Source organism: Pseudomonas aphyarum (assembly GCF_028657055.1).
Classification (GTDB): Bacteria; Pseudomonadota; Gammaproteobacteria; order Pseudomonadales; family Pseudomonadaceae; genus Aquipseudomonas; species Aquipseudomonas aphyarum.
The window spans coordinates 136,999-149,262 of record NZ_JAMDGS010000006.1 but is presented as its reverse complement, the minus strand read 5'-3'; the positions used below and the strand labels follow the sequence as shown (position 1 = coordinate 149,262).

At 61.3% G+C, this 12,264-nt stretch carries 11 protein-coding genes; 7 read left to right on the top strand and 4 right to left on the bottom strand.

The window, feature by feature from the left end:
• Positions 1-121: 121 nt before the first annotated feature.
• Entirely contained in the window at positions 122-529 is a 408-nt protein-coding gene (locus tag M5G18_RS09870) for an HPF/RaiA family ribosome-associated protein (RefSeq protein ID WP_011332524.1), read from the top strand.
• 288 nt (positions 530-817) lie between these two features.
• On the opposite strand, the gene fecA is transcribed toward M5G18_RS09870, so the two are convergent.
• The 3 genes from fecA to M5G18_RS09855 form a co-directional block, all read right to left on the bottom strand.
• Complete coding sequence (fecA, locus tag M5G18_RS09865; RefSeq protein WP_273899705.1) at positions 818-3,151, bottom strand: TonB-dependent Fe(3+) dicitrate receptor FecA; 2,334 nt, start codon at positions 3,149-3,151, stop codon at positions 818-820.
• A 135-nt stretch (positions 3,152-3,286) separates the two neighbouring features.
• On the bottom strand, positions 3,287-4,216 hold the full coding sequence (locus M5G18_RS09860) for a DUF4880 domain-containing protein (RefSeq protein ID WP_273899706.1): 930 nt from the start codon (positions 4,214-4,216) through the stop codon (positions 3,287-3,289).
• Positions 4,213-4,701 (bottom strand): sigma-70 family RNA polymerase sigma factor, encoded by a 489-nt coding sequence (locus tag M5G18_RS09855; protein ID WP_007957265.1) that lies wholly within the window; start codon positions 4,699-4,701, stop codon positions 4,213-4,215. The genes M5G18_RS09860 and M5G18_RS09855 overlap by 4 nt, the downstream gene beginning before the upstream one ends.
• A gap of 175 nt (positions 4,702-4,876) precedes the next feature.
• Between M5G18_RS09855 and M5G18_RS09850 the strand changes: the two genes are divergently transcribed.
• The 6 genes from M5G18_RS09850 to M5G18_RS09825 all read left to right on the top strand — a co-directional run bounded on the left by M5G18_RS09850 (position 4,877) and on the right by M5G18_RS09825 (position 11,180).
• On the top strand, positions 4,877-5,182 hold the full coding sequence (locus tag M5G18_RS09850) for a DUF3649 domain-containing protein (protein WP_273899708.1): 306 nt from the start codon (positions 4,877-4,879) through the stop codon (positions 5,180-5,182).
• Positions 5,179-6,765 (top strand): PepSY-associated TM helix domain-containing protein, encoded by a 1,587-nt coding sequence (locus M5G18_RS09845; RefSeq protein ID WP_273899710.1) that lies wholly within the window; start codon positions 5,179-5,181, stop codon positions 6,763-6,765. The genes M5G18_RS09850 and M5G18_RS09845 overlap by 4 nt, the downstream gene beginning before the upstream one ends.
• The gene (locus M5G18_RS09840) at positions 6,766-7,092 is read left to right on the top strand and encodes a DUF3325 domain-containing protein (RefSeq protein ID WP_273899711.1); all 327 of its coding nucleotides are present in this window, start codon (positions 6,766-6,768) and stop codon (positions 7,090-7,092) included.
• A gap of 1 nt (position 7,093) precedes the next feature.
• Complete coding sequence (locus M5G18_RS09835) at positions 7,094-7,660, top strand: RNA polymerase sigma factor (RefSeq protein ID WP_273899712.1); 567 nt, start codon at positions 7,094-7,096, stop codon at positions 7,658-7,660.
• Entirely contained in the window at positions 7,657-8,646 is a 990-nt protein-coding gene (locus M5G18_RS09830; protein ID WP_273899713.1) for a FecR family protein, read from the top strand. The genes M5G18_RS09835 and M5G18_RS09830 overlap by 4 nt, the downstream gene beginning before the upstream one ends.
• 104 nt (positions 8,647-8,750) lie before the next feature.
• Positions 8,751-11,180 (top strand): TonB-dependent siderophore receptor, encoded by a 2,430-nt coding sequence (locus M5G18_RS09825; protein ID WP_273899714.1) that lies wholly within the window; start codon positions 8,751-8,753, stop codon positions 11,178-11,180.
• A 200-nt stretch (positions 11,181-11,380) separates the two neighbouring features.
• Here M5G18_RS09825 and M5G18_RS09820 read toward each other — a convergent pair whose 3' ends face one another.
• A complete protein-coding gene (locus tag M5G18_RS09820) occupies positions 11,381-12,256 on the bottom strand; it encodes an AraC family transcriptional regulator (protein WP_273899715.1) in 876 nt (291 codons plus the stop codon).
• Between the last annotated feature and the right edge of the window lie 8 nt (positions 12,257-12,264).

The following is a 12,264-nucleotide window of genomic DNA, read 5'->3' as shown; positions in this document are numbered from 1 at the left end:
ATGAATATTTATCTTTTTTAAGGGGTTGAAATGTTCGTCCGGCGGGCCGATTGTTGTAATCAAGAGGTCACGAAATCCTGTTCCAGGCCTCTTGCGAGCTAGCTGAAATAAGGGATGAACTATGCAAATCCAAGTCAACAGCGACAACCATATTCAAAGCAGCAAACGACTGGAGGAGTGGGTACGAACCACAATTGAGAGCACGCTCGACCGTTATGAGGAAGACCTGACCCGTGTTGAAGTCCATCTGAGCGACGAGAACGGTGACAAACCGGGTCCCCATGACTTGCGCTGCCAACTGGAAGCGCGGCCGAAAGGCCATCAACCGATTTCCGTCACCCATAAAGCCGATTCGCTGGAACAGGCGATCGATGGTGCAGCCGAAAAACTGGAGCACGCGCTGGAGCACCTGTTTGGCAAACTGCGCGGCAAACCGCGAGCCGCTGTGGTGCCATTCACAAGCAAAGCCAATGACAAGTTGTTGGCGGAAGAGTTTGACGAGAACGAACAGGCAGCGATCAACAGTTGATGCGCTGATTTTCCAAGCCACCCAATGAGAAAGGGCCTGCAATTGCAGGCCCTTTTTTGTTTGTGGTGTTGCTGGTATTTGTGAACGGCTCAGGTACGAAACCCTCACCCCAGCCCTCTCCCGGAGGGAGAGGGGGCCGACCAAGGTGAATATAACTATCCACCGACCTGAAATATTGAGTCGATTATGGATTCAAAGCCAATCGTTCAAGTCGGCGTACCTTCTCAATATCCCCCAATCAGTCCCCTCTCCCTCTGGGAGAGGGTTAGGGTGAGGGGTTTTTAAGCGTCAGAACGCCACTGAGGTCTGCACGTACACCGTACGCGGCTCACCGACGTACTTGCCCTTGTTGTTGTCATCGAACGAACGGGTGAAGTACTGGGTGTTGAAGATGTTCTTCACCCCCACCGCCACGTTCAGGTCCGACAGTTGCGGGCCGAAGTCATAACCGGCACGGCTGCTGAACAGCATGTAGCCGGGGATCTTGCCGGTGCTGCCGTCGGCGCTTTCTTTCGAGGTGTTGGCGTTGTCGGCGAACTGGTCGCTCTGGAAGCTGCTGTCCAGGTTCAGTTTCCACGGCCCTTCGGTGTAACCGACGCCGATCGTGCCTTTGTGTTTCGACGAGAACGGCACACGATTGCCCTTGTTCGGCCCGTCTTCGCGGATGGTCGCGTCGACATAGGCGTAAGTGGCGTAGACGTCGAAGCCGGCCAGCGCCGGGCTCAAGTCGTCGAGAGCGTAGTTGACGCTGGTCTCGATGCCCTGATGGCGAGTTTCGCCACGGGCGATCACCGAGTCGTTGGTCTGGTTACTTTCATACTGGTTGTCGAAGTTGATCAGGAACGCGCCGATCTCCGCTCGCAGTGCACCGTTGTCGTAGCGGGTGCCGACTTCCCAGGTGCGGGCCTTCTCCGGTTTCACTTCGCCGCTGCTGACGCGGTTGGGCATCTGGCTGTATTGCACACTGCCGAAGGAGCCTTCGGTGTTGGCGTACAGATTCCAGCTATCGGTCAGGTGATACAGCACGTTCAGCGCCGGCAGCGCGGTGTTGTAGTCACCCTTGTATTTGACGTTGGTCAGGTTGTTGGTCTGTTGCGACTCGATCATCTCGTAGCGCACGCCCGGGGTGATCGTCCACTTGCCGATGTCGATCCGGTCATCAACGAAGAACGCATTGGCTTCGGTGCCGCCGCGAGTGTCACGGTCGTTGCGGCTGTTGGTGGTCGGGTACTCGTTGCTGCTGATCGGCGTGCGATAGCGCAGTTCGTGGCCGGCCTCGTTGATGTAGCGATAGCCGACGCCGACTTCATGGCTGGTCGCGCCGAGATCGAAGCCCTGGGCGAAGCGGGTTTCCAGACCGCGAACCCAGTATTCGCGCGGCGATAGCGACAGGAAGGTGCCCTGATCCAGATAACCGCTGCGCAGGGTCTTGGTGAAGAAGGTGTTGGCGGTGAACTCGCGGCGATCTTCCTGATAGCGATAGCCGAAGTTGAACATCGTGCGACGGCCCCAGAACTGGTCTTTCGGCCGGGTCGACTGATACGGGTCGGCATCGTAATCGGCGACATTCAGGCCGCCGGGCATGTCGGCCTTGCCTTCGTAATACTGGGCCATGGCGTTGAAGCTGTTGGCTTCGTCGAGCTGGTATTTGCCCTTGAGGATCAGGTCGTCGATTTCCGTGTCGCTGTGCTCGCGCCAGTCGCCACCGCGAGTGCCGGAGTACAGCAGCGCGCCGCCCAGACCGTTGGCATTGGTGCCGCCTGCTAGCAGGTTGGCGCTGGTCTTGAAACCATCATGGCTGGAAGAAGGACTGGTTTCAGTCTGGAAGCCGCCCTTGACGGTCGGCTCGTCCGGAATCGCCCGGGTCACGAAGTTCACCACGCCGCCGACGTTCTGCGGGCCGTAACGCACGGCGCCGCCACCACGCACCACGTCCACCGCGTCCATGTTGCCCATGCTGATCGGCGCGAAGGACAACTGGGGCTGACCGTAGGGCGCGAATGGCACTGGAATGCCGTCCATCAACACCGTTGAACGTGCAGCCAGGCGCGGGTTGAGGCCGCGAATGCCGAAGTTCAGCGCCATGTCGTGGCTGCCGGTGCCGTTGTTTTCCGGCGCGTTGACGCCGGGAATGCGGTTGAGTACGTCACGGGCCTGGGTCGCGCCCTGGCGTTCGAACTCTTCGCGGCGGATCACGTCACGGGCGCCGGGATGTTCGAAGACGTTGACCTGTGCCGCTTCACCCAGCCAGTCGCCGACCACTTTCGAGGTGTCCAGCTCCAGGGCGCTGTCGTTCGCCGGCTGCAGGCTGAAGGCATTGCCGCCCTCGGCACGGGCTTGCAGACCAGTGCCTTCGAGCAGCGCATTCAGGCCTTGCTCGGCTGTGTAACTGCCTTCGAGGCCACGGCTTTGCACACCGCTGGTGACCTGCGAGCCGAACGAAATCAGCACACCGGCTTCACGGCCGAACTGGTTGAGGGCATTTTCCAGCGACGACGGGGCGATGTGATAAGCCTTGGTGTCGGCAGCCTGCGCAAGGGGCAGGGCGCTGAAGCTCAGGCTGGCGCCGAGGACGAGGTTGCGTAGGGTTCGGGCCAGCGGCGTGAGGCGGGTGGGGTGCATGGAGGACGGTCCTGAGAAGGTTGAATCAAGGGGGCTTTCCTTCTCTGTCACGCCAGATCTGAAAAACGGCTCATTTATTTTTACGGGGGACGCGGAGCGTCCGGGGCTGCGTTCCCACGCAGAGTTTGGGAACGATCAGGCTTTGGCTTCGACCGTCACCCAATAGCGAGTAAAACGCTTCACTTTCACTGGCAGGCTGATTTCCAGCAGATCGAGAATGCGCTCGCTGTCGTCCAGTGGATAAGTCCCGGAGATCAGCAAGTCAGCCACTTTCGCATCGCAATTGAGCTGCCCGCGACGGTAGCGGCCGAGTTCATCGAGGAAATCGCCCAGTCGCATGTGCGCGGCCACCAGCATGCCGTCGGCCCAGGCGCCGCTGTTGGCGTCCAGTGGTTTGGCGTCACTGATGGAGGTGGTGCTGAAACTCAGTTGTCGGGCGGCCGGCAGCAGCATCGGCGCGCGACCTTGCGCGTTCAATTCGACTCGACCTTCAAACAGTGCGATCTGCGTGCGGTCGGCAAACTGCCGCACGTTTATTCGCGCGCCCTGGGTTTTCAGCAGGCCTTGGGAGGTTTGCACTTCGAAGGATTGAGTAGCGGTCAGCAACATTTCGCCTTCGAGCAAGCGGATCAAGCCATCGCCCCGGACATCCGCCGCGCTGGCGGTGTTGAGCTGCAACTGGCCGCCGGCGCCAAGCGATATCTTGCGGCGTTGACCGATCGGGCTGCGGTAATCGGCCAGCAGCGATGGCAACGGATTGTGCTCGCGCATCCCCCAGGTGACCGCCGAGCCGGCGCCGAGAATCAGCAACAACTTCAGCGCCTGACGACGGCTACCGGACTTCGGCGCATTCAACGCGGCGTGGGCCAGTGGCGACGACAACCCGCGCAACCGCGAATTGACCCGCTGAATGTGCTCCCACGCGCGGCGGTGTTCGCTGTGGGCGTCGATCCAATGTTGCCAGGCTTGTTGCTGGCGCGGGCTCAATTGCCCCTGCTGCATTTCCAGCAACCAGTGCACCGCCTGTTCGGCAACCTGCGCGGAAAAACCCATCGGCGGATTCATAGGGCGAAATAGCAGCGCATCGCCGCTTTATTCAGATGACGTTTGACCGTCGCCACAGAAATGCCCAGTTCAGCGGCGATCTGCGGATAGGTCAGGCCATCGACCTGCGCCAGCAGAAATGCACGTTTGACGGCGCGCGGCAGACCGTCGAGCAACTGATCCAGCTCCATCAGAGTTTGCAGGATGATGGCTTTCTCTTCTTCCGAAGGCGCAACCATTTCCGGCATCTGCGCGAGGGTGTCGAGGTAGGCGCGCTCCAGATCCTGGCGGCGGTAATGGTTGAACAGCACGCGCTTGGCCAGGGTGGTGAGGAATGCGCGCGGCTCGATGATCACCGGCGGCTCGCGGGCGGTCAGCACCCGGATGAAGGTGTCCTGAGCCAGATCGGCGGCGCTGTCCGGGCAGCCGAGTTTTCGCCGCAGCCAGCCGGTGAGCCAGCTGTGGTGGGCCTGATACAGCGATTCGACAGGATGGGCGGACGACAACGGCATCACTCCGGGCGCATGCGGGATGCGTTAGAGAACAAGAATGGTTCGCATTGTAGGGTCGTGAATGCCTGCCGGCAATCAGACTCTTTTGCGTATGAGAATATTTATCATTAATATTGCTCGCCTGTCGTTCGGCGTGTTGGCCGGGCGTTAACCGTTTCAGGGTCGAAACATGAAAGCCAAACTCGCCGCACTCCCCATGTCTTATCGTCTGGCCGTCACTTCGCGGGTGCTCGCGGCGGTGTTTGGCGGCTATCTGGTTGCGGCGCTGGCCAGTGTCACGCTGACAATGTGGCTGCCGTTGAACCGCGCCGAAGCGGTGGTGACCGGCATGACCGTTTCGTTTCTGGTCTATCTGGTGGCGGTGCTCTGGTGTTTCGCCTGTCGCACGGCGTGGTCGGCGTGGGTAGGTCTGCTGGTGCCGAGCGTGATCCTGGCGACCGTTTCCGGGGCTGCACGCGGTCTGGGTCTGGCATGAAAGAGGGCTTTCGGCAGGCGATGGCCTGGCTGCATACGTGGACCGGGCTGGTTTTCGGCTGGCTGTTGTTCGCGATTTTCCTGACCGGAACTCTGGCCTATTTCAAGGATGAAACCACGCACTGGATGCAGCCGGAAATCCACGCGCACCCATTGGATGCCGAAAAAAGCCTGACGCTGGCCCAGCAGTATCTGCAACAAAACGCCCCCGACGCTTCGCGCTGGATCATTGGCCTGCCCGACGCTCGTGATCCCGGTCTGAGCGTGGGCTGGCAGCAGACGCCAGCCAAGCCGGGAGAGCGCGGCGCATTCACCCGCAAAACCCTCGACGCGCAGACCGGCGCCGAAGTGCAGCCCCGGGAGAGCATGGGCGGAGAGTTTTTCTACCGCTTCCACTTCCAGCTGCAAATGCCTTATCCGTGGGGCCGTTGGCTCTCGACCATCGCCGCGATGGTGATGTTCGTCGCGCTGATCACCGGGATCATCACCCACAAGAAAATCTTCAAGGACTTCTTCACCTTCCGCCCGCGCAAGGGCCAGCGTTCGTGGCTCGACGGGCACAACGCGGTGGGTGTGCTGGTGCTGCCGTTTCATCTGATGATCACCTACAGCAGCCTGGTGATCTTCATGTCGATGGTGATGCCGGCGAGCATTCTGGCTTCGTACGGCAACAACCTCCGGGCGTTTTACGACGAGGTATTTCCCGAATCCAGCATTCCTGAACGTGCGAACCAACCGGCGACACTGGCACCGCTGGCGCCCCTGTTGCTGGTGGCCAGCGAGCAATGGTCGGGCGGGCGCGTCGGGCGTATCAGCGTGAACAATCCGGGCGATGCCAATGCTTCTGTGGTGATGTCCCGCGCGGGCTCCGACCGTGTGGTGAATTCCGGCAGCGCCGTGACCTTTAACGGTGTCAGCGGACAAGTCATCGGCATAACGCCCGATCAGCCAATGGCGATGGCGGTCGCTGGCAGTTTCTACGGTTTGCACATGGGCCACTTTGCCGGGCCGGTGCTGCGTTGGCTGTATTTCATCTGCGGTCTGGCGGGCACGGCGATGATCGGCACCGGGCTGGTGATCTGGCTCGGCAAGCGTCAGCTCAAACACGCCAAGACGGGAGTGATGCCTTTCGAACTGCGGCTGGTGGAAGTGCTGAACATTGCCAGCATGGCCGGGCTTGTGGCGGCGGTCGCCGTGTTCTTCTGGGCCAATCGTCTGCTGCCGGTGAGTCTGGCCGGACGTGACGACCGGGAAGTGAACGCGTTTTTCATCGCCTGGGGCTTGAGCGTGGTCCACGCCATGTTGCGACCGGGGCGCAAGGCCTGGGTCGAACAGCTGTCGCTGGGAGCCGCATTGTTTGTCGCAGTGCCGCTTGTTAACGGTTTGACTTCCCCGTATCACCTCGGCGTGACAGTGCCCGAAGGCGATTGGGCCCTGGCCGGTTTCGACCTGACGTGTCTGGGCAGCGGTCTCTTCCTCGCCTGGGCCGCCCGAAAAATGCAGCGCGCCGGGCACGCCGTCAGCGTGAAAAAACCAGCCCGCGAAAAGGCCCGGCCGATCACCCTTGAGCAAGGGGCGAACTGAATGCTGTTGGCGCTGTTGCTCTGTTATTCCGCTTTCACCGCGCTGTGCCTCGCGATGCCCCGCCATCACGAGGAGCTACTGGGCCACAAACCTTCGGCTCGCCGTCGGCAAGGTTTGAAACTCGTGGGCTGGCTGTTGCTGGGGCTGTCGCTCTGGGCGGCGGTTTCCATGAAGGGCTGGAGTTTTGGTCTGGTCGACTGGGGCGCGGTGTTGATGCTCAGCGCGCTGACTCTGGTGCTGTTGTTGCCCTATCGACCACGTTTGGCATTGACCATGGCCGGACTGAGCCTGCTCGCCAGCCCGGTCGCTGCGTGGGCCTTGAACTGACATGCTGATCGGCCATCCTCCCGAGCATCGCGACGACGAACCCCATGGCGCCCGTGCGCATTTTCTTCAGGTGTTCCTGTCCCAGCGTTCGCAGATGGAAGCGCTGGTGAGCCGGCGCGTCGGCTGCCGGGCGACGGCGGCGGATCTGGTGCAGGATCTGTTCCTGCGGTTCTGGCGTCGGCCGCTGGTGCAGGTCGAAGAACTCAGCACTTATCTGTTGCGTTGCGCCGGCAACATCGCCATCGATCATTTGCGCAGCGAAGGCGCGCGGGTGCGGGTCAACGAAGGCTGGCAACCGGACGAGCCGGACAGCAGTGGCAGCGAACCGCAGGCGGCGCTCGAAGCAGGCAACGATTTGCGTCATGTCGAAGCGGCGTTGCGCGCATTGCCCGAGCGCACGCGGCAGATCTTTTTGCTCAATCGCATCCACGGGCGCAAGTACGCCGAGATCGCCAAAGCCATGGGCCTGTCCCAAAGCGCCGTGGAAAAACATATGATGCGCGCCCTCGAGGCCTGCAAGGCCAGCCTGCGCGAACCCGCGCCACGCCTGCCAGGGAAAGCACCGTGAATCACATCGAACGCGTCATTCCGACGCCCGCTCAGGAACAGGCCGCGTTCGCCTGGCTGAGCCTGCTGCACGACCGCCCGAGCACCGGTGATCAACTTACCTTCAGCCAGTGGCTGCACGCTGACCCGGCCCACGCCGAGGCCTACGCCCAGGCGCAAGTGGTGTGGGAATTGAGCGAAGGGCCGGCGCGCACCTTGGCCGATGAAGACGCGTTGGCGTTGCAGGGTTTGCTCGATGCGATGGACCGGCCGCGTCGTCCGCAGGTCCGACGTTGGGCCGGCGCGCTGGCGATGGCGGCCTGTCTGTTGTTGATGATCAGCCTCGGCACTGGTTGGCAGCCGCAGCGCTGGATCGATGATCTGGGCGCCGATTACGTGTCGGCGCCGGGCGAGATCCGCACCGTGACCCTGGCCGATCAATCGCAGGTGACGCTGGACGCCGACAGCGCCATCGCCGTGGATTTCAGTCATGGCGAGCGGCATGTGCAATTGCGCCGAGGGGCCGGGTTTTTCAGCGTGACTCACACGGGCGATCCCTTTGTGGTCGAGGCCGAGAAGGGTCAGGCGGGAGTGTTGGGCACGCAATTCGAAGTGCGCCTGGAACCCCATGGCGCACAAGTCACGGTGCTGTCCGGACGCGTTGGCGTGACGGCGGCGCGTGATGCCGAGCAGCAGATTCTCACCGCCGGCCAGCAAGTGGCGTACGGCGCAGGCACCGCAGAAAAACTCCACGCCGTGGACAGCGAAGCGCAACTGGCGTGGCGCCAGGGCTGGCTGACTTACTACAAGTCGACACTGGCCGATGTGGTGCAGGATCTGCGGCGTTATTACCCCGGACGGATCGTGTTGCTCAACGACGAACTGGGCGCGCGCAAGGTCAGCGGCAGCTTTCCGAGCAAGGACCCGCAGGCAGTGTTGAACTCGCTGCAAGGGGTGTTGGGATTCGAGCAGCATCAGGTCTTGGGCAAGCTGATCATCCTGCGCTGAAAATATTTTCAACTTTGTGGTGAGGTAAACCCGGGCGCCATTCGTGTAGTGACTGAAACTGCGAGTCATTCGCATCCGTTGCGGTTCTACACAGGTCATGAGCAATGAAGTCCAGGGCAAAATCGGGTTCGGTCAAACAGTGGTTAGGCGTTTCGGCCTTGAGTTTTTCGGCATTGGCCCTGTTGCCGATGAGCGTGGCGCTGGCCGCTGAATCCGTCAGCAGTCAGCCACAAAAGCAATTCAGTTTTTCCCTGGCTGCCAAGCCGTTGCCTCAGGCTCTGAGTGATTTCAGCCGTGTCACCGGACAGAGTGTGGTCTACACCGATGAAGCGCCTTACGGCCTGACCGCTCCAGCGATCAACGGCCAGATGAGTGCCGAACAGGCGCTGCAACGTCTGCTCACCGGCTCGGGACTGACTTTCCGCCGCACCGACAGCCACACCCTGGCGCTCGAACCGCAACCGACCGCAGGCGCTCTGAACCTCGGCGCGACCACCATCACCTCGGTGGTCAACCAGCCGATGAGTTACCAGCCACCGGAAACCAGTTCGGTGATGCGCTCTTCCGCTTCGCTTCAGGAAATCCCCCAGACCGTCAACGTGATTCCGGCCCAGGTCATTCGCGATCAGGCACCGCGCAACCTCGATGACGCACTGGCCAACGTCAGCGGCATCACCCAGGGCAACACCTTGGGCAGCACCCAGGATTCGGTGATGACTCGCGGCTTCGGCGACAACCGCAACGGCTCGATCATGCGCGACGGCATGCCGGTGGTGCAGGGCCGTGGCATGAACGCGACCGTGGATCGCGTCGAAGTACTCAAAGGCCCGGCCTCTCTGCTCTACGGGATTCAGGACCCGGGCGGCGTGGTCAACATGGTCAGCAAGAAGCCTGAGCTGACCCAGTACAACGCGCTGACCCTGCGCGGTTCGACCTACGGCGACGGCAAGAATGGTAGCGGCGGCTCGTTCGACAGCACCGGTGCGCTGGGGGATTCCGGCCTCGCGTATCGCATGGTGCTGGACCACGAAGACGAAGATTACTGGCGCAATTTCGGCACGCATCGTGAAACCCTGATCGCGCCGTCGCTGGCCTGGTATGGCGAGCGCACCAAGTTGCTGTTCGCTTATGAGCACCGCGAATTCCTGACCCCATTCGATCGTGGAACCCTGATCGATCCGCGCACCAACCATCCGCTGGACATCTCGCGCAACGAGCGTCTCGACGAGAAATTCAACGATATGGAAGGCCGCTCGGATCTCTATCACTTCGAGGCCGACCACGAACTCAACGACGACTGGAAAGCCCATTTCGGCTACAGCTGGAACCGCGAAACCTACGATGCCAGCCAGGTCCGCGTAACCGCGATCGACACCAAAAAAGGCACCCTGACCCGCAGCATGGACGGCACCCAGGGCGCGATCAGCACCGACCGTTTCACCACCGCCAGCCTCGAAGGCAAGGTCAACGTGCTGGGCATGCAGCATGACCTGGTGTTCGGCGTCGACGACGAGTACCGCAAGATCTACCGCGCCGACCTGATCCGCCAGAAAAGCCTGAGCACCTTCAGCTACGTCAACCCGGTCTACGGCCGCGAAGTCGAAGGCACCACGGTCAGCGCCGCCGATAGTGCGCAGACCGACGAACTGCGCAGCGATTCGGTGTTCCTGCAGGACTCGATCCACCTCAATGACCAGTGGATTCTGGTGGCCGGCGGGCGCTTCCAGGAGTACGACCAGTACGCCGGCAAAGGCGTGCCATTCAAGGCCAACACCGACAGCAACGGCCAAAAGTGGGTGCCGCGTGCAGGTCTGGTGTATCGCTACACCGACGCGTTGTCGTTCTACGGCAGCTACACCGAATCGTTCAAACCCAACTCGACCATCGCTCCGCTGAGCGGCAGCAGCACCGTGCTCGACGGCAGCATTGCGCCGGAAGAAGCCAAGTCCTGGGAGTTGGGTGCACGTCTGGATATGCCGGGACGCGTGACCGGCAACATCGCGCTGTTCGACATCAAGAAACGCAACGTGCTGGTGGCCAATGCCGAAGGCCCGACCACGATTTACAGCGCTGCCGGCGAAGTGCGTTCCCGTGGTCTGGAAGTCGATCTCACCGGTCAGCTCAGCGACCGCTGGAGCATGATCGGCAGCTACGCCTACACCGACGCCGAGGTTACGGAAGACCCGGACTACAAAGGCAACAAGCTGCAGAACGTGGCGAAAAATACCGGCTCGCTGTCGGCAGTCTACGACTTCGGCAGCGTGATCGGCGGCGATCAGCTTCGGGTCGGCGCCGGCGCCCGGTATGTCGGTGAACGAGCGGGTAACGCGGTGAATGATTTCGACCTGCCGAGCTACACCGTGGCCGATGCGTTTGCCACGTACTACACCAAGGTTGAAGGGCAGAAGGTCAAGTTCCAGCTCAACGTGAAGAACCTGTTCGACCGCACTTACTACACTTCGGCGGCGAGCCGGTTCTTCGTGTCGATGGGCGATTCGCGGCAGATTTCGTTGTCGAGCACGCTGGAGTTTTGAGGCAAGATCAAAAGCCCCTCACCCTAACCCTCTCCCGGAGGGAGAGGGAACTGACCGAGGTGTCTTGCGCGATACGTCGACCCGAAATATCGAATCGATTATGGATTCAGAAGAGCACTTTCAGGTCGGTGTAAAGCTTGAGCATCCCCCAATCGGCTCCCTCTCCCACTGGGAGAGGGCTGGGGTGAGGGGAGAGGGGCTCAACGCAAAAACGCCTGCCGATATTCGCCAGGCGTCCCGCATAAAACCTGTTTGAAACGGTTGGTGAAGTGGCTGGCACTGGCAAAACCGCACGCCAGGGCAATTTCTCCCAACGGCAACGCCGTCCCGCGCAACAACTCCCGCGCCCGGCTCAAACGCCGCGCCAGCACGTACTGATGCGGCGGCAGGCCGAAGCTCACCCGGAACATCCGCGCAAAGTGGTATTCCGACAACGCACACAACCCCGCCAGTTGACCGAGGCTGATCGGCTCGGCCAGTTGGCTGTCGATGAATTCCACCAGTTGCCGACGTTGATGCGGCGCCAGTCCACCCTTGAGGCGCAAGCCCTGACGTACGCCGACCTGACTCAACAGGGTATGGCTGATCAGTTCGTGGGCCAGGCTGCTGGTCAGCAGACGCTCGCCAGGTTCGTCCCAGTTCAGGGTCAGTAACTGGCGAAACCGTCGGGCCTGTTGCGGGTCTTCGAGAAAAGTCTGTTCGCGCAGCTGCATTTCCCGAGGCTCGCGATCCAGCAGTGTCACGCAACCCAAGGCAAATTGTTCGGCGCTGAAATACAGGTGAGCCAGACGAATATCGCCGTTGATCACCCAACCTGATTCATGGTCGGCCGGCAGGATGCACAGCTTGTCCGGGCCGCCCTTGTGGCCGGGTTCGCCACGGCGGAAGGTGCCGGTGCCGCCGGCGATGTAGCAGGAGAGGGTGTGATGGCTCGGCGCTTCGTATTCCTGGGCGTCGTGGTGATTGGTCCACAAAGCTGCAGACAGGCCGTCACCCAACTCGGCGCTGTGCACAAGACGTGCATTGGGCGAATTGTTGAGGGCTTGAAAGACTTGCAGGGTATCGATGGCGGCCATGATCGGTT